General features: G+C 70.8%; 11 protein-coding genes. 7 read left to right on the top strand and 4 right to left on the bottom strand.

Annotated elements, in window-relative coordinates; all coding sequences use genetic code 11:
- Window positions 1-24 precede the first annotated feature (24 nt).
- The 6 genes from AAH979_RS06285 (at window position 25) to AAH979_RS06260 (ending at window position 5,946) form a co-directional block, all read left to right on the top strand.
- Window positions 25-993 carry a PHB depolymerase family esterase gene (locus AAH979_RS06285; RefSeq protein ID WP_346257073.1) on the top strand — a complete coding sequence of 323 codons (969 nt, stop codon included), beginning with the start codon at window positions 25-27 and terminating at the stop codon, window positions 991-993.
- Between the two features lie 285 nt (window positions 994-1,278).
- A complete protein-coding gene (locus tag AAH979_RS06280) occupies window positions 1,279-2,469 on the top strand; it encodes an ATP-binding protein (protein ID WP_346257072.1) in 1,191 nt (396 codons plus the stop codon).
- Window positions 2,462-3,586 carry a hypothetical protein gene (locus AAH979_RS06275; RefSeq protein WP_346257071.1) on the top strand — a complete coding sequence of 375 codons (1,125 nt, stop codon included), beginning with the start codon at window positions 2,462-2,464 and terminating at the stop codon, window positions 3,584-3,586. The genes AAH979_RS06280 and AAH979_RS06275 overlap by 8 nt, the downstream gene beginning before the upstream one ends.
- Window positions 3,568-4,224 carry a response regulator transcription factor gene (locus AAH979_RS06270; RefSeq protein WP_346257070.1) on the top strand — a complete coding sequence of 219 codons (657 nt, stop codon included), beginning with the start codon at window positions 3,568-3,570 and terminating at the stop codon, window positions 4,222-4,224. Before AAH979_RS06275 ends, AAH979_RS06270 begins: the two co-directional genes overlap by 19 nt.
- A 500-nt stretch (window positions 4,225-4,724) precedes the next feature.
- Window positions 4,725-5,315, top strand: a complete 591-nt coding sequence (locus AAH979_RS06265; RefSeq protein ID WP_346257069.1) for a hypothetical protein — start codon at window positions 4,725-4,727, stop codon at window positions 5,313-5,315.
- Window positions 5,299-5,946 (top strand): OmpA family protein, encoded by a 648-nt coding sequence (locus tag AAH979_RS06260; protein WP_346257068.1) that lies wholly within the window; start codon window positions 5,299-5,301, stop codon window positions 5,944-5,946. Before AAH979_RS06265 ends, AAH979_RS06260 begins: the two co-directional genes overlap by 17 nt.
- Before the next feature lie 398 nt (window positions 5,947-6,344).
- On the opposite strand, the gene AAH979_RS06255 is transcribed toward AAH979_RS06260, so the two are convergent.
- From AAH979_RS06255 to AAH979_RS06240, 4 genes are all read right to left on the bottom strand, one after another.
- Complete coding sequence (locus AAH979_RS06255) at window positions 6,345-6,821, bottom strand: macro domain-containing protein (RefSeq protein WP_346257067.1); 477 nt, start codon at window positions 6,819-6,821, stop codon at window positions 6,345-6,347.
- A 186-nt stretch (window positions 6,822-7,007) separates the two neighbouring features.
- Window positions 7,008-9,161, bottom strand: a complete 2,154-nt coding sequence (gene helR / locus AAH979_RS06250; RefSeq protein ID WP_346257066.1) for an RNA polymerase recycling motor ATPase HelR — start codon at window positions 9,159-9,161, stop codon at window positions 7,008-7,010.
- A 20-nt stretch (window positions 9,162-9,181) separates the two neighbouring features.
- Window positions 9,182-10,696, bottom strand: coding sequence for an MDR family MFS transporter (locus AAH979_RS06245; protein WP_346257096.1), 1,515 nt, complete (start codon window positions 10,694-10,696; stop codon window positions 9,182-9,184).
- Between the two features lie 749 nt (window positions 10,697-11,445).
- Complete coding sequence (locus tag AAH979_RS06240) at window positions 11,446-14,814, bottom strand: glycosyl hydrolase family 18 protein (protein ID WP_346257065.1); 3,369 nt, start codon at window positions 14,812-14,814, stop codon at window positions 11,446-11,448.
- A 305-nt stretch (window positions 14,815-15,119) separates the two neighbouring features.
- Here AAH979_RS06240 and AAH979_RS06235 point away from each other — a divergent pair, with 305 nt between their 5' ends.
- Window positions 15,120-17,981: an AAA family ATPase gene (locus tag AAH979_RS06235; protein WP_346257064.1), complete on the top strand. Its 2,862-nt coding sequence runs from the start codon at window positions 15,120-15,122 to the stop codon at window positions 17,979-17,981.
- Window positions 17,982-18,199: the final 218 nt, after the last annotated feature.

The raw sequence follows: 18,199 nt of genomic DNA, 5'->3' as shown, positions 1-18,199 counted from the left end.
GCATGGCACCGGCGGGTCCGGTCCGTGCTGCCCCCGGTGCTTGCCGCGCTGCTCCTGGCCGGCGGCTGCTGGTCGGCGGACCCGCCCCGCCGGCCCGGCGGATCCCCGCCGGCACCGTCCGGCGGGGCGGCGCCCGAGGGACTGCCCGCCGGCACCAGCGAGCACGCGATCACCGTGGCCGGCCAGCGGCGCACCTTCCGGGTGTACCGGCCGGCCACCCTTGCCCGGTCCGCCCCGGCACCGCTCGTGGTGATGCTGCACGGCGCCCTGGGCAGCGGAAGCCAGGCGCAGTCGTCGTACGGCTGGGATGCCGCGGCGGACCGCGCGGGATTCCTCGTCGCGTACCCGGACGGGATCCGGCGGGCCTGGGCGGTCAGTCCCGGCTGCTGCGGCCCGCCCGCCCGGTCCAACGTGGACGACGTCGGGTTCGTCGAGCGGATGGTGTCGGCGATCGCCTCCGGGACGCCGGTCGACCCGGCCCGGATCTACGCCACCGGGATCTCCAACGGCGGAATGCTCGCGTACCGCCTCGGCTGCGACACGACCCTGTTCGCGGCGATCGGGGTAACCTCGGCTACCCTGTTGGGCCCGTGTCCGGCGCCGGCGCCGATGTCGGTGATCCACCTCCATGGCACGGCGGACCGCACCATCCCCTACGGCGGCGGGCCGGGCCGGCGGGACAACGGCGGCCAGGGGGCGATGCCGGCCGACACCGCCGGCCCACCGGTACCGGCGCTGATCGACACCTGGCGGCGGGTTGCCGGGTGCGAACCCGCTACGGTCAGCGTCGCGGGCGCCGTGACGACCTCGGCCGCCACCTGCCCGGAGGGGCGAGGCGTCACCCTGGTCACCATCGCCGGGGCCGGCCACCAGTGGCCGGGCCAGCCGGGGCCGGGCGGTGCGGCGGCACGGGCACTGCTCGACCCGCCGTCACCGGCCCTGGACGGTACGGCGGTGATCTGGGCGTTCTTCAGCGCCCACCCCGGACCCTGAGTGGCGCCGCCCACCGCCGGCCGCCGTGCCGGGGGCGTGCGTTGCAGACCGGCCGGCGGGTGCGGAGCAGCTCACGGGTTTCCAGGTCGACGAACGTCGCCGGGGTCGTACGGCATCCGGGGGCGCCCTGGTCAACCCCGACGGCAGCAGGTATACCGATTACGACCGTGTCGAGGACCGGTGGACGTGCTGACACGGATCCCCAGGAGCTCAGGTGCCACTACCGATCGCCAGGCATCGCCCGGCGCTGCTGGCGAGACCGATGCACGTCGAGGGCGGGATGCCATGACGGGTCGGTGGTGGTCGCCGTCGTCACCACTGACGCCTCGGCCGAGGCTGACAATTCCGCCGTCTGGCGGACGTCCGGGTGCGACGGAGGACGGGCTGCGCCGGCTGGGCCGCCGGTACGCCGTCCTCGTACGCACGGCGGTGCTGGTCTGCGCGGGCGGTGCGGCGCTGTTCCAGGCAACTCCCGACCGTCGGTCACTGGTCGGAGTGGTGGTCGTAGGGCTCGGCGCATGGAGTGTGGTGTACGCGCGCTTCGGCACCCGTGGTTGGCTGCTGCTCGCGGACACATCCGTGATCATGTTGCTGTGCCTGACCCAGCGGTGGACGGTGCCGCCGGATGCGCTCGGCGACAGCACGAACTGGGTCCTCGCCGTCGCGGCTATCACGGCCGTCGCACACCAGTGGCTCACCAGTGCGGCCCAGGGCGCGCTGCTGACCACGGCGATCGTGGCGGCACACCTGACCGGGAACGTCCTCGCGTCGTCCGACCCGCCGGCCGGGTCCGTTCCGCTCGGCCTCTGGACCTTCGCCGAGGCCGGGCTGTCCAGGGTGCTGTACCTGCTCGTCCGGGCCGGTGCCCGGCAGGCTGACCTGGCTGTCGCACGGAATGAGCAGGCCCGGCGCGACGCCGCGGTCGCGGCCGCCCGGCGCGCGGACGAACGAGAGCACCTGGCGGTGCTGCACGACACCGCGGCGAGCACCCTGCTCGCGGTCGGCTCGGGCATGGTCGACGGCACGGAGCCGTGGCTCGCCGACCAGGCAGCCCGCGACCTGGAGATCCTCGCCGTACGACCGGACCTCGGCGGCGGTGACGCCGACCTGGTGCGACTGCTGCACCAGGTGGCGCGGCAGGCGCCGATCGCGGTGGAGCTGTGTTCGCCGCCGGTGGTGCCGATGCCGAGCTTCCGGGCCACGGCGATCAGCGCGGCCGTCCGGGAGGCGCTGACCAACGTGGCGCGGCATGCCGGGGTTGAGTCGGCCGAACTGACGGTGCGGCGTAACGGTGGGTGGACCGTGGTGGAGGTCGCCGATCGGGGCAGGGGCTTCGCGCCGGAGCAGGTACCGGAGCACCGGCGGGGATTGTCGCACTCCATCGGGCAGCGCATGGCGCGGGTGGGTGGGCGGGCGGTCGTGACGTCCCGTCCCGCCGGCGGCGCCCGGGTGAGCCTGGAGGTGCCGGATGACTGAGCCGACGTCGTACCCGATGGCGGGCCGGCTTGTCCGGAGCCTGCGGTTGGCGACCTTGGCTATCACGGTCTCCGTGTTGTTCGGTTTCGCTCTGCCGTTGATGATCGGGAGCCCGGAGACCTACCGCAGCCTGGCGCACCAGGTGGTGGCCTTCACGCTGTTGACCGCTGTCGCCGTCGTGGCAGGTGTGCAGATCCTGCGGGACAGGCCGCTCGGCCGACCGCGCTGGGTGATGTTGGCGGCGGTCTGCGTGGCGGCGGTGTTGGCGACCACCGGGATTCCGCCCGCCGAGCTCATGTCGGAAGAGGAGTGGTCCTACGGGGTGATCGGCTGGTTCGGCCTGCTGGTGCTGATGGACCACAGCACCAGGGCCGCAGCCGCGTTCCTCGGTGCGCACACCGTCGCGAGTTTCGGGCAGTTGGCGCTGGTCGGGCAGCAGCACGAGATCGCCGACCTGGTCGTCGTCACCGCCGTTGTGCTCGGTGGCGAACTGCCGGTCCTGGCCGGTGCCATGGCGCTGCGTGGCCTCGTCGACGCCGCGTCGGCGGCCGCCGCCGACGCGGAGCGGGTGCGCACCGCCGAGGCCATCGCGGAACACCTGCACGCGGACCGCCAGGTCCGGTACGCCGACCTCGCCACGACCTCCGTACCGCTGCTGGCCGACCTGGCGGCCGGTTCGGCGGACCTGACCGACGAGCGGGTCCGGGCCGGCTACGCGGTGGCCGCGGCACGCTTGCGTCGGCTGTTCGCCGAGCACGACGAGGTGTCCGATCCGTTGTTGCACGAACTGCGCGCGTGTCTCGACGTCGCGGATCGTAACGGAGTCGCGGTCTACCTCGGCACCCTCGGCACGTGGCCGACGCCGCCGTTGGCGGTACGCCGCGCGTTGACCGAACCGGCGTTGCGGATTCTGGCGGCCGCTGCCGCCCAGGCCCGGGTCACGGTGCTCGGATCGTCGACCAGCGTCACAGTGAGCGTTCTCGCCGACGCTAGGATCGGTGGGTCGGCCGGTGACGCCCCGGAGGCCACGGCCGTCGACCGCAGCGGGGTCACCGTGACCCGGCTGGTGGACGGGCCGAAGGTGTGGGTAGAGGCCACATGGCGCGCGAGGGACTGACCACGGTGGTGGTCATCGACGACCATCCGGCGATCATCTCCGGGATCGCGGCCTGGTGCGCGGCGGCCGACCCGCCGGTCCAGATCGTCGACTCCGGCCGGACCCCTGCGGTGGCGTGGACCGACCCCGGCCTCTCCGCCGACGTGGTCGTGTTCGACCTCCTGCTCAGCGGGCAGGTTCCCGCCTACCCCGACCTGCGGCGGCTGGTCGACTCGGGTCGGCAGGTGATCGTCTACACCATGCGCGAGGACCGGGAGACCATCCTCACCTGCCTCGACCTCGGCGCGTTCGCCTGCCTCGCCAAGACCGAGGGGCCGGGGCACCTGGTCCACGCGATCCACGCGGCGAGCCGGAACCTGCCCTACACGCCTCCCTCGATGGCTCGTGCGATCAGCACGGACACCCGGCCGGACCGGCCACGTCTGACGTCCCGCGAACTCGACGTGCTGGCCAACTGGTTCGCCTGCGAATCCAAGGAGATGGTGGCCCGCAAGCTCGGGCTCTCCGTCCGTACGGTGAACAGCTACATCGACCGGGTCCGCATCAGGTACGCCGAGGCCGGCCGCCCGGCCTCGACCAAGGCGGCGCTGGTTGCCCGGGCCATTCAGGACGGCCTGGTCCGGTTGGACGAGCTGTAGTCGCAGCTCCCCGGACTTGTGGGTCAAATGACCGTCACGGCAGTCCCCGGCCCCGTCCTAGCGTTGTCGGCAGGTACACCCCCACGCCGAATCGCGGCTCCCCAGGGTACGACGAGTCGCTTCGCCGTCGTGAGAGTCGTCGCCGAGGAGGAACGACATGGTCGCGGACATGATCGGTGACAGCTCAGCGTGAGCGGGCGGTATTCCTCACGGTTCGGGTCCGGACCGGCGTGGACGTTCCGGCGAAGCTGGGCAGGTCCTCCTCCGGAAACTGGAGGCTACCGAAGGGCCGCCGGGACGTGGGAGACGATCGGCGAGGCGTTGGACGGATCGGCAGGAACATCGACCGGGGCCTCGCCTCGCTGCCCGGCCGGGTTCGGACTGATCGGAGGGACCATCCAATGAACCTCTTTCAACCCGAACCGCGCGGCGCTCACGCACCGCGTCTGACCTTGCGGCCGACCGCACCGGGAGGGGAGGTTGAGAAAGGTTCGATGCGAATGAGATCCGCGCACGTGACGGCCTTGCTCCTCGCCGCGATCCTGGCGCTGGCCGGCTGCACCGGGGACGACGAGCAGGGTTCGGGATCGCCAGGCGCGCAGCGGACGGCCGATCCCTCCGGCGGGCCGTCCGGGGGGCCGGGCCGCTCCGGTCAGCTTGGGGCCGTCGTCGCGACGCGGCAAGGATCGGTGTCCGGCACCAACTGGTCCAATCCGATCAAGGTCGAGCTGTACGAACTCCGGCGTGACCAAGGGTTCGTCACGGTCAATGTCCGGATCACCGACATGACTCCGAAGGGCGGTGGAGGCGTCTTCGGTTGGCGCGCGGCGGACTTCTTCAGCGTCGAAGGCTCGGCCGGGGCCGACGGCTTCGACAGCGTCTATCTGCTCGACCGGAAGAACCGCAAGAAGTATCTGGTCGCACGTGACGCGCAGAAGGGGTGCCTGTGTTCCACCAAGCTGGGGATTCATGTGCAGCCTCAGCAGACGATCGGCCTCTATGCCACCTTCGGCGCCCCGCCGGACGACGTGGCCGCCGTCGACGTCTACGTGCCGCAGGTGGAGGCGTTCGAAGATGTTCCGCTCGCCTAGCCGCGGACGCCACCTGCCACGCGCCTCGGCGGCCGCCGTCGTCGGGCTGCTCGCCTCGCCAGGGCTGCTCGGCCTGGAGCCGACCGGGCTGCGTGCCGCGCCGACCCCCACTCCGGCTCCGTCGGCGTCGGTGCTCGAACTGACCGGGGCACCCCCGGTCGGTCCGATCACCACGCCCGTGGTCGAGGTACAGACGCCGGCGCTCGACGTGTTCTCGGTGACCGGGACGGTACAGGGAGACGAGACCGAGGCCGACTCCAGCAGCGAGGTCGAGCTGACCCTCGCCGCCGACGTGCTCTTCGCCTTCGGCAAGGCGGAACTGACGCCCGCCGCCCGCCAACGGCTCGACGGAGCCGCCGAGCGGCTGCGTACCCAGGCAGCGGGTTCGGTGCATATCGCCGGGCACACCGATTCGATCGGTACCGAATCCAGCAACCTGACGCTTTCCCGGGCTCGGGCCGAGGCCGTCCGGGCCCACCTCGCCGCGCTGCTGGCCGATGTGCCGCTCACCTTCGAGGTCACCGGCCACGGGGAGAGCCGGCCGGTCGCCGCGAACACCACCGCGGACGGAGCGGACAATCCGTCGGGCCGGGCCAAGAACCGGCGGGTGGAAATTCGCTACCGGAAATGAACCGCGTTCCGCCCGGGCTTCTCGGAAGGGAGTGGCCCGGCGATGGGTCAGCCGACGTCGGAACTGCCGATGAGCGCAGACGTCATCCTCCGGCGCGCCCATGTGCTGCGAGGGTGGCGAGCGCGCGCAGTGTCACGGCGCCGCGCCACTCCACGCGCTGCCCCTGGGACCAGTCGAGCCAGTCGAACATCCAGCCGCCGTCCTCGAGCTGTTCCTCCTCGAGCTGGTCCAGCTCTGCCTGGAATGGACATTCCGGCACCAACCCAACCAAGCGGCGGGCAGTGCCGCCGCGCGTGTCAGTCGCAGCAGCGAGAGGCCGTCCACGCCAGCGGGTGGAGCTACAAGATCCGGCTCACTCTGTCCCGCGATGAGCGTGTAGCCAGCGGGGTGTCGACCGGTCAATCGTGGTCGTAGACGGTGGTGGCGATGTCGTGGTCACACAAGGTGGCGATGACGAGCGGCTCGATGCGCTCCCACCGGCCACCGGCCAAGCCGCAACCGATGCGCGGCATATGCACGGTAGCGGACAGTCGCGCAGCGTGCTCGGCGACAGCACTCAGGCAACGCTCGACGGCGTCGTATCGGATCGGTGGCCCGCTGCTGCCGGTACGGATCCCGCGCTGGGCGACCATGTTGGCCACCCAGGTGTCGGGTCGGACCTGAATCAACTGGGTAGCGCCAAGGCCGAAGTCGTTGCCGGAGCGTTCACGGTGCCACTGCCGGTAGGCACGTTCGGGTTCCGGCCACCGGCGGGAGACCGCCAGAACGAAGCCCTTGCCCCAGCCACCGAGATCGTTGCATATGTGGGCAATGATCTTTGGTCCCTTGGCCTGAGGACTCGTCGCATCGCCTCTGGTGATCCGCAGTGGTACCACCCGGTGATGCTCCCACCGGCGCAGCCTGTCGTCGAGTCCGTTTCCGTTCGCCCCGTCGCTACCCGGCGACGGAAAGGGCCAGTTGCCGAAGCGGCCAGGAAGGTCTCCGCCGCCAGGTCGTCGGGACGGGCAGCGTCGGTCGTTCGCTGCTGAAGACACTCGCGGGTACCGGCGCGGTCACCGCGGTCACGTGGTCAGGATGACGAGCTGCCGGGTCGCCCGGGTCATCGCGACGTAGCGGTCGACCGCTCCCTCGATACCTTCACCGAATCTCTCCGGGTCGATGAGGACGACCAGGTCGAACTCAAGGCCCTTGGCGAGCTCCGGGGTCAGCGACCGGACGCGGGCCGTCTCGCGGAATGCCGGATCGCCGATGACACAGGCGATCCCTTCGGCGTGCGCGGCGAGCCAGGTGTCCAGGATCGGGGTCAGCTCCGAGGCGGAGCTGTGCACGACCGGGATGCCGCTGGTGCGGATCGAGGTCGGCACGTTGGCGTCCGGGAGCACGGCCCGGATGACCGGCTCGGCTTCCGCCATGACCTCTTGCGGCGTCCGGTAGTTGATGCTCAGCGAAGCTATCTCGATCCGGTCGAGGCCGGCCCGCCGGAGGCGGTCCTGCCACGACTCGGCGAACCCGTGCCGGGCCTGGGCGCGGTCGCCGACGATGGTGAAGCTGCGCGACGGGCAGCGCAGCAGCAACATCTGCCACTCTGCGTCGGTGAGCTCCTGGGCCTCGTCCACGACGATGTGCGCGAACGGGCCGGCGAGCAGGTCCCGGGCATCGGCGGGCGGCGGCGCGACACCGTCGGCCAGGGCGTCCTGGAGGTCCGATTGGCGCAGCATGGTCATCAGGCCCTCGCCGTCGTCGTGGGCGGCGGAGGCGATCAGGTCGTCGACGACCCGGGCCAGCTGCTCGCGGCCGGCGGAGACGGCGGCGTCATGCCGGTGCCGGCGCTCGGCGGCCTTCGCATCGCCGAGCCGCTGCCGCGCGGCGTCCAGCAGCGGCAGGTCGGACACCGTCCATGCCTGGGCGTCCGCGCGCTGCAGCTTGCGGATGTCGTCCGTACTGAGCCATGGGGCGCACTTGCGCAGGTAGGCGGGGACCGACCACAGGTCGCCGACAAGGCTCGGAGCGTCGAGCAGTGGCCACGCGCGGTGGAGGACCGCGCGCAGTTCCCGGTTCCGCTCCATCGACGCGCGGAACTGGGCCTCCGGCTCGTCGCCGTCGTACTTCTCCAGCAGGATCGTGAGCAGCGCGTCCCAGATCTGCTCGCGCGCCTCGTTGTGTGGCGTGCCCGGATCGGCCGCCTCGAACGCCTCTGCCCAGTCGTCGGCGCTCAGCCGGATGTCGGACCACCCGGTCGCGACCGTCATCCCCTTCGCGGGCGGCTCCTCGTAGAACCGTACGGCCGCCTCGATCGCCTTGACCATGTCCGCGGACGACTTCAGCGTGGCCACCTCCGGGGCGGGTTCGGCGACCGCTGCGGCACCCTCGGGTACGAGGTCCCGCAGCGTGCAGGTCTGCACGTCCTCCTCGCCCAGGCTGGGCAGCACGTCGGCGACGTACGCCAGATACGGCTGATGCGGGCCGACGAACAGTACGCCGCCGCGCCGGTGACGGAGCCGGGGATCGGAGTAGAGCAGGTACGCGGTGCGGTGCAGGGCGACGACGGTCTTGCCCGTACCCGGACCGCCGTCGACGACGAGCGCGCCCTGGGATCCGGCCCGGATGATCGCGTCCTGGTCGGCCTGGATGGTGCCGAGCACGTCCCGCATCCGGGCCGACCGGTTGCCGCCCAGGCTGGCGATGAAGGCGGACTGGTCGTCGAGCGCGGCGTGTCCCTGCAGGCCGTCGGGGTTGAACACCTCGTCCCAGTAGTCGGTGATCCTGCCACGGGTCCACCGGTACCGGCGGCGGCTCGCCAGGCCCATCGGGTTGGCGTGGGTCGCCCCGAAGAACGGTGCGGCCGCGGGGGAGCGCCAGTCGACCAGCAGCCGGCGGCCGTCGCTGTCGGTGAGGCCGAGCCGCCCGACGTAGACCGGCTCGGCGTCGTCCGCGCCGTCCATGCGACCGAGGCACAGGTCCAGGCTGAAGCGGCGCAGCGTACGCAGCCGCGCGGTCAGCCGGCGAACCTCCTGGTCTCGGTCCACCGCCTGCCGGCCCTTGCCGGCGGGCGCCTTGCGTGCGGCGTCCAGCCGGGCGGACAGGTCGGTGTACGTCTGCTCCAGGCTCTCCGCCATGGCCCTGAAATGCTGCTCGTCGTCGGCGATCAGCGTCGGGTCGGCCTTGGCCGCGAGGGTGCCGGGCAGGTTGAACACGGTGGTGGTCTGCTGGTTCATGTCTTGGCTCCGAGGTGAGGTCAGTTGCGGCCGGTGGCTTCCCGGGCGAGGCGCTCGTCGCCGCTGAGGGTGGACAGCGGCTTCTCCTTGATGAAGACCACCGCGAGGACGGCGAGGAACGCGATCGGCGCGGCGACCAGGAACAGGTCCGAGGTCGCCGTGCCGTAGATGTCGCGGATCGCGGCGAGTACCGGTGCGGGAAGCGTCTCGAGGTCGGGCACCTTGGCACCGCCCTCCATCGCGGCCGCACCGAAGTGGTCGGCGGAGAGCGTGGTCACCCGGGCGGTGAGCACCGCGCCCAGCGCGCTCACCCCGATCGCGCCGCCCATGCTGCGGAAGAACGTGAGCGTCGAGGTGGCCGCACCGAGTTGCGCGGCGGGCACGTCGTTCTGCGCCGCGAGTACGAGGTTCTGCAGGAGCATGCCGACGCCGACCCCGAGCACCAGCATGTACGCCGCCAGCGGCACCATGCCGGTCCGCACGCCGATCGTGCTCAGCAGCAGGAAACCGCTGGTCATCACGACCGAGCCCACCACCAGATACGCCTTCCACCGGCCGAATCGGGTGATGAGTTGTCCGGCGACGGTCGAGGACACCAGGACGCCGAAGATCATCGGGAGGCTCATCAGGCCGGCTACCGTCGGGGATTTACCGAGCACCACCTGGAAGTACTGGGACAGGAAGACCGTGCCGCCGAACATCGCCACGCCGACCAGCGTGCTGGCCACCACGGCGAGCGTGACCGTGCGGTTGCGGAAGAGGCCGAGTGGGACGATCGGGTCCGCGGCTCGCGACTCGGTCCGCACGGCGAGCGCGAGCAGGAGCAGGCCGCCGCCGGTGAAGGCCGCGGTCTGCCACGAGCCCCACGCGAAATGCTGACCGGCCAGGCTCGACCAGATCAGCAGGGCGCAGACGCCGGCCATGATCAGGAACGCTCCCCGCCAGTCGATGGTGACCGGCCGGCGGACGACCGGCAGGTGCAGCGTCCTCTGCAGCAGCGCGATCGCGGCCAGGGAGAACGGGACGCCGATGAGGAAACACCAGCGCCAGCCCAGCCACGAGGTGTCCACCAGGATCCCGCCGATCAGTGGGCCGGCGATCGTGGCCACGCCGAACACCGCGCCGAAGACGCCGGAGTAGCGGCCCAGCTCACGTGGCGGGATCATCGCGGCCATCACGATCATCGCGAGCGCCCCCATGCCGCCGGCGCCCACGCCCTGCGCGACCCGGCTGATCAGCAGCAGCGTGACGTCCGGCGCGAGGCCGGCGATCAGCGAGCCGACCACGAAGAGGCTCAGCGAGAGCTGGATCAGCAGCTTCTTGCTGTAGAGATCGGCCAGCTTGCCCCAGAGCGGCACGGTCGCGGTCATCGACAACAGTTCGGTGGTGATCACCCAGGTGTAGACCGACTGGGTGCCGCCGAGGTCGGCGACGATGCGCGGCAGCGCGTTGGAGACGATCGTCGACGCCAGGATCGTGACGAAGATGCCGAGCATCAGGCCGGACAGCGCCTGGATCACCTCGGCGTGCGACATCCGCGGAGAGGGCTCGATCCTCTCGGGCGAATCGTCCGGCGTGGCCGTCGCCGGGGTCCCGGACGAGGCCAGCTCGGAGGGAACGGTCATCGATTCTCCTGACGGTCAGGTGTTTCATGGACGCGACGGATCACGGCCGCGCGGTGACGCGGGCCGGGACGGAGGCGCTGTTGGTACCCGCCCGGTGGCGGGTCTTGATCGCTTCGGGCCGGACTAGGGGCTGGGCGGGGTCAGGTCGCCCGCGCCCGTGTCACTTCTGCTGCGCGGTCGCCGTGCGACCGGACCTTCGGCACCGACATCCGCATCTGTGACCCCCCGTTTCCTGCGGACTCCGGCTTCGACCAGCGATTCTGCAGCACGACCCGGGTCTTGCGGCAAGCCCCAGGGTGCGCTATATGTTAGGAAGGGCAAGGAGTGGGCAGTCCTCCGCGCTCATGCATCGACTGGCATCGGATTTACATCGGCCACCCCGAGCGCGGCCATCGCCACCACGAAGCTGCTTGATCTGACTACCCCGGAATCGCAGGGCGGAAGGCGTGCGCAGATCCGGCACGATCGGGCACCCGGATCAGCTGGTGGGGAAACCGACAGGCTCGCTGGCGATTCGCAGAGCGGCTTCGCCAGGGCTGCGGTGCAGCCAGGAAAGCAGCAGCCGGTATGCGCGTGGTTCAGGCAGGGACCCCATGATCAAGGCGTCCCTCAAGCCGCTATCCAGCTTGAGGGACGCCGCACAGATCACGGTGGCGGGGTCAGCCGGCTGGGCCGATCAGCTTCCACGGCTCGTGGTCCGCGTCCACCCCGGTACCCGGGATGTTGCCCTGGGTCCACCACTTGGCTTGCCAGACCTTGCCGCCGTACTTCACGGTGGTCTGTTCGATCGGCTGGGTCGCCGGATCGTAGACCTTGCTTGCGTCCCATGCGGGGGCGGAGCAGCCGCCCGCCGGTGGGGCCGTCCCGGATGATCCCCGGTTGTGCTCCGAGAGGAGCGCGAACCGCTGGGTTGCCACCCCGAGCGTGGTGTTCACGGGTCCGGTGGCCGGGAGGTAGTAGATGATCGGGATGTCCAGACTCTTTCCCGGCGGGATGATCTGGCAGTAGTCCAGTTTCACGGCGACCCGGTGGAAGTCGCCGCTCAGCCCGCTGCCGGCGTTGGGGCCGGTGTGCCCCGGCTCCACCTGCCATGTGCCGCCCTGCGCCCCGGTCTGCCAGTTGCCGTCCTTGATGAGGGGCGGGGTGGAGGTGGGCAGGTCGAAGCGGAATTCGACGTCCTTGCCGCCGCCGATCGTGACGCCGGTGTTGTTGGTGATCCGGAGTGTGGGCTGCATCGGCCACAGGTCCGTGGCCGTGGAGCCGTAGCCGACCAGGTCGGCCGTGACGTCGATCGCCGCCGACGGCATCGTCACGGAGCTGCCCGTGTTGCGGCTGGCGTCGTACGCGCTCACGCCGGCCAGCCGCTGGTGCAGCTTGTTGGTCATCGTGTAGCCCAGGCGGCAGGGATTCTGGCCGGTCACGCTCGCCGGGCAGTGGTAGTCGCCGCCCAGCTCCCACATCATCACGCCGCCGGCGCCCTTGTCGATCACGTAGTCGGCGACCGCGTCGATGCCGTCGGTGTCCATCGTGGACAGGAACACGTCTTTGCTGTCGTTCCACAGCCAGGACGTCTTCGTGGTGTCGTCCCAGTGCCGGACGTACTGCCCCGTGATCTCGTCGGAGGGGTCGTCGTCCGGCGTCAGGCCCACGTTGTCCGCGTACCCGGGCATGACGTTGTTCTCCAGGTTCTTGGCGTGCCACATGGGGCTGACGCCGGCACCCAGCTCCTCGCCCTCGGCGGTCTTGTCGTGCCAGATGTTGTCGATGCCGACAGCGCCGTTGCCGCACGGCCGGACGAGGCCGGTGCCGGGCGCGCAGTCGGTCCCGGCTGACGTCCCCCACAGGCCGGATTCGCCACCGGTGACGCCCCGCCAGCCCCGGGTGTAATACGGAATACCGATGTTGATCCGCCCCGCCTGCATCGCGCCGCGCAGGTAGTGGAACGCCCAGTCGGTGTTGAAGTAGCCGATACCGTCGTACTCCGGAGTCTCGTAGAGGTCCGTCAGCTCCGCGTCCTTGCCGTCGTCATAGAGCGGGGCGTTGGGTCCGACCACGTCGTTCCAGCTGCCGTGGAAGTCGTACGACATCAGGTTGGTGAAGTCCTGGTACCGCAGCGCCTGCTGGTTGGCCATGCCCCGGACCAGGTAGCCCGACGCCGACGACGCGGAGGTCAACAGGTAGTACCTGTTGTCTGCGGCAGCGGCCCGGTCCAGCTTCTCGCGCAGCGTCTTCATCAGCGCGGTGTAGCTGGCCGGCAGTCCCGGCCGCCGGGACCGCGCCGCGTCCCAGTCGTTCGGGTTACCGGTCTGGTCCAGCATGGTCGGGTACTCGTAGTCGATGTCCACCCCGTCGAAGCCGTACTGGCGCAGGAAGTCCACCACCGAGTCGGCGAAGGTGTTGATCCCGCCCTGGTTGACCGTGCCGTCGGCGTTGGTGGTCATCGCGTAGAAGCCGCGTGATTCCGCCCAGCCGCCGACCGAGATCAGCGTCTTCACCCGCGGGTGCAGCCCCTTGTACTTGGTCAGCAGGTTGAAGTGCCCCTGGTACGGCAGGCCAGGATCCATTTCGGCGCCCCGGATGCCGGGCCAGGTCATACCGATGGCCGGGTTGCTCGGGCCGGCGGCGCCCACGGATATCCGGTTGTTCTCGATGTGCGCGAAGGCGTAGTTGAGGTGCGTCACCTTCGACCATGGGATGTTCTTGACCAGGTAGTGCGGCGTGCCGTCGGCGCCGGTGCGGCCGCCGTTGAAGTAGCCGATCACCCGCCGGGACCGGTCCTGGCCGAGCCACTCCCGGCCAGCGGAGTCATAGACGTCGCAGTACGGCGTGTCCACGCCCGCGGTCGGGGGCAGGCCGTCCGGTCGGCAGGTGTGCTGGGCACCGGTCGGCGGCTTGGGGCCGCCGTCGTCGCCACCGGCGTGCGCCTCCATCGGGTCGCCCACCCCGCCGTTGAGCTCGGCGGGGTCGGGCGGGGTGACACCGTTGTACGCGTTCCAGGTGTAGTCGAGGTCGGCGGAGTCGGGCTCGCCCGGCCAGTTGAAGTAGTTGTGGACCAGCTCAGCCGGGTTGGTAGCCAGGTACCCCCTGCCCGGGACGTCATCGGAGTCGTCCCAGGCCCACGCCGGGCTGGCGGCGTCGGTGGGGCAGTCGCCGTCCGCCGGTCCTGCCACCCCGCCTTCGCCGCAGACGGCGCCGTGCGGGTTGCCGCCGTCGTCGCCGGCGAAATTGTTCGGCGTGGCGAACAACGTCGTCAGGTTGCGGTTGTCCCACATGCCGTCCGGGGCGAAGATGTCGGTCAGGGTGTACTGTACGTCCCGGTCGTTGGGCCCGTCGGGCACCTCGGCGGTGGAGCCGGGGTAGTAGAGGATGCCGTCGCCGTTCCGGTACTGGTCTCCGAGGTCGGGGGATGGCTTCCGCTCAGCACCCATGGCCCACGCGGCGTGGGTGCCGGCCTGCTGGGCCGTCCACGGGCGCTGATGATCGTCGTCGTCGTGCGGGTTGCTCGTCGTCGCGATCACACCGTCGACGTCCTCCTCGCCGCTGGCGAAGTCGCTGCCTTCGGGTACCCAGGAGTAGAAGTCGCTGTGCGACACGGTGATGGCGGCCTTGAGCGCGCCGTGCGCGGTGCCGTCGTTGGCCACGACGAGCAGGACGCCTTCGGAGTCGTTCTCGTGCTCGGTCGCGTCCTCCTCGTAGTCGTCGAGAGCGGCGTCCGCCCAGTCGCGGGGGTGGAAGAACATGTAGATCAGGTAGGAGAAGCTCGGTGTCTGGACCACCGAGTAGTACACGCGAGCGGCCAGCGGGTGCTCGCTGGCGTTCTCCCAGTTGTTGCGGCCGTTGAGGTCGCCGTCGAAGTCGTACGACGTGATGTAGTCGGACTCGCCACCGAATGAGGTCTCGCCGCTGGTGTCGACGTCCTGGAAGTGCACCGGCGCCCACCACCGGGCGAGTTCGGCACGCTCCGCCGCGGTGGACGGAATTGTCGTCGCCGCCGCGGCGGGACGGGCTAGACCGACGGGCTCGGACACGGCCAGCAAGGCGAGGACGAGCACTAGCGTCAGAATTCTTGGAATTGACCGCACACGGTGGGGAAATGTCGCCATTGTTCCTAACGACCGTCCTCTGCTGCTCAACATCTGAGAATTGTGCCGGTAGTAATACGGGTCAGACATCGGCGCAGTGACGCCACCGGTCGGTCGAGACATCCCCCGGCCTGATAAGCCCATACGTCAGATGACGCACCCGTCCTCACCCAGGATCCAGGAGTCCCCCCATGTCGTGCTCACGACATGGGGGACGTCTTGATCATGACGTGGGGCGTTATCGTGTCGAAGTGATTCCCGTCGATCGACCGAATGTCTGGGTTGGACGCGACGAGGAACTGGCGGTCTTCGGCGCCGCGGTCGAGGGGCTGGGGCGCGGTGCAGGCTCCGTGGTGTGGGTGGAGGGTGAGGCCGGCATCGGCAAGTCCTCCATGGTGGCGGCGGCGCTGGGCGCCGCCCGCGACAGCGGGCACGAGGTGCTGTGGGGCACGGCGGATCAGCTTTCCCAGCGCTTCCCGTTGGGCGTGATGGTGGATTGCTTGCAGGTCCGGACAGGCTCGCCGGATCCCCGTCGGGCGGGTATCGCAAAGTTCCTGCGGGACCGGCGACCGGGACTGTTCGAGGCGGACGACATCGCGCACACCGCGGTCGAGATGCTCGTGTCACTGGTGGACGAGATGTGTACGGTGGCCGCCACCGTGCTGGTCGTGGACGACGTGCAATGGGCGGACGAGGCGTCGTTGCTGGTGTGGCACCGTCTGGCCATCGCGGCCGAACAGCTTCCGTTGCTGCTGGTCGGCGTCTGCCGGATGGGGCCCGGCCGGCAGGAGGTGCGGGAGTTGCGGGCGGCCGCCGGGCGCCGGGGCACCGTGATCTCACTCGGCGCGCTGCCGGATACCGACGTCACGGCCCTGGTCGCCGGCTTGATCGGCGTGCTGCCAGGGCCGACCCTGACCCGGTTGACCGCACGGGCCATGGGTAACCCGCTGCACGTACGCGAACTGGTGGAGGCGCTGGTCCGGGAGCAGCTCGTCGGGCCTTCCGGCGACGTACCGGAGACCGTGCTCGACCGCATCCCGCCCTCGTACGCGGCCGCGCTGAGCGACCGGCTCGGCGCCCTCCCCGCGCAGACCGCACGGATACTGCGTACGGCGTCCCTGCTCGGTGGCGAGTTCACGGTCACGGAACTGGCGGCGGTGCTGGGGGTGCCCGCCTCGGAGCTGGCCGCGGGCGTGCAGGAGGCGGTCGTATCCGGGCTGCTCGTCGGAGTGGGCCGGGAGCTGGCGTTCCGGCACCCGTTGATCCGGCAGGCTCTCTACGAGAGCATGCCCGCCGCGCTGCGGTCGGCGCTGCACGGCGAGGCGGCCCAGGCGCTGGCCGCAGCCGGTGCCGACCCGCTGCGGGTGGCGCAGCAGCTGCTCGCCTCGGACCACCCCGGCCGGGACTGGGCGCGCGGCTGGCTCGTTCAGGCCGCTCCGGCCTTGGCCGCGCGGGCGCCCGACATCGCGGTCGAGCTGCTCCAGCGAGCGCTCGACCCGGCGCTGCCCAACCAAAGTGACCGGCAGCCCCTGCTCGTCGGCCTCGCCCGCACGCTGCTCCGGATGGGCCGGCACGTGGATGCCGCGGCACGCGCTCGGCAGGCGTTGGCGATCACGGTGGAGCCGCAGCACCGCGCCGAGATGCACTGGGTGCTGGCCCGGGCGCTGTTCAGCGCGGGCGACAACGACGAAGCCGTGACCGAGGTGCGGCGCGCGCTCGCCTGGCCGGAGCAGCCCGACCGGTGGCGGGCTCGGCTGCTCGCGTCGCTCGCAATGTTCCAACGCGCGAGCACGGGGGACCTCGACGCCGCCGACGCCACCGCCCGCGAGGCTCTGGACGTTGGCGAGAAGGCGGCCGACCCGCTCTCGATGGGCTACGCGTTGATCGATCTCTGGTTGAGCCACTCGGTCCGGCGGGACCACGCCGCCGCGCTGCACTACGTCGATCGCGCCCTCGAAGTGCTGGCGGAGGACCCAGAGCTGGCGAACCTGCGAACGTACGCGCTCGATGCTCGGACCTTCACCCTGCAGAACCTCGACCGCTGGCCAGAGGCTGAGGCGGCCCTTCGGCGCGGACGGGCGCTGATCCAGCATACGAACGATTGCGGCCAGGTGACGTCGGCGCTGACCGCCGCCGTGCTGCTCTACTGGCTGGGCCAGTGGGACGACGCGATGGCCGCGCTGGCCCCGGTCGACCTGGACGCCACCACACTCACCTACTCCGGTCTGCGCGAGCGCGGGCCGATGCTGCTGTGGCACGGTGTCGCCGCGATGATCACCGGCCGGCGGGCCGAGCGGTCGGCGGCGGACGAGCACCTGCGCGCCGGACTGGACCTCCCCGTCGTGACGATCTCGGACCGGGAGAATTCTGACTTCCTGCTCGCCGGGCACGCGCTCGCCGCCGAGCAGGACGGGAAGCCGGCTGCTGCCCTGTCGATTCTGTCGGGCATGCTGACCCGGCGGCCCGGTGAGATGACGTTGGCCCACCAGTGGCTGCCGGACCTGGTACGGATTGCCCTGGACGTCGGCGACCACGCGGCCGCGACGGCCGCGCTGCGCGCCTGCGAGTCGGAGGCTGCGGCGGAAGACCCGCCGGCACGGGCGGCGGCGGCCAGCCACCGCTGTCGGGGACTGCTCGACCGGGACCCCGCGCCGCTGCGCGCGGCCGCCACCCATTACCGGGCGGTCGGACCGCCGGTGCCGCTGGCTGGCACCCTGGAGGATCTCGCCGACGTGCTCGCCGGCCGCGGCGACGCGGCCGAGGCGCGGCTCGTCCTCAACGAGGCGGTCGACCTCTACGACGGCTTCGGTGCTGCCTGGGACATCCGCCGCGCGGAGAGCCGGCTACGCCGGCACGGCATCCGGCGAGGCATCCGAGGGGTACGCCCACCGCGCCCCACCGCGGGCTGGGAGGCCCTCACCCCGACTGAGCGCCGGGTGGCCGCCATGATCGCCGAAGGTCGTTCGACGCCGGTCATCGCGCAGGACATGTACCTGTCCCGGCGCACCGTGCAGACCCACGTCTCGCACATCCTCGGCAAGCTCGGCATGCGCAGCCGACTGGAGATCGCCCGCGAGGTACTCCGCCGCGAAGCCGACGCCGTCCAGAACTGAAACCTGGCCAGGGGCGACGGCTGAAGCCGGCGACAGGCATGTGCGTCGTCATCGACGGCCAGTGGCGCAACACCCAGCCGCTCATCCTCGATGTCGGCGGTCCGCGTCTGGAGCGTGGCTCCGACGGCTTTGACCAGACGTATCGGAGCTGGAGACACGATCGACGTCGGCGTGCCGATCGAGAGGCACCTTCCGCGCCGATCGCCCGACCGGTAGAC

Source organism: Plantactinospora sp. ZYX-F-223 (assembly GCF_039649625.1).
Classification (GTDB): domain Bacteria; phylum Actinomycetota; class Actinomycetes; order Mycobacteriales; family Micromonosporaceae; genus Plantactinospora.
The sequence above is the reverse complement of the archived record's forward strand: the minus strand, read 5'-3'. Positions and strand labels throughout refer to the sequence as shown.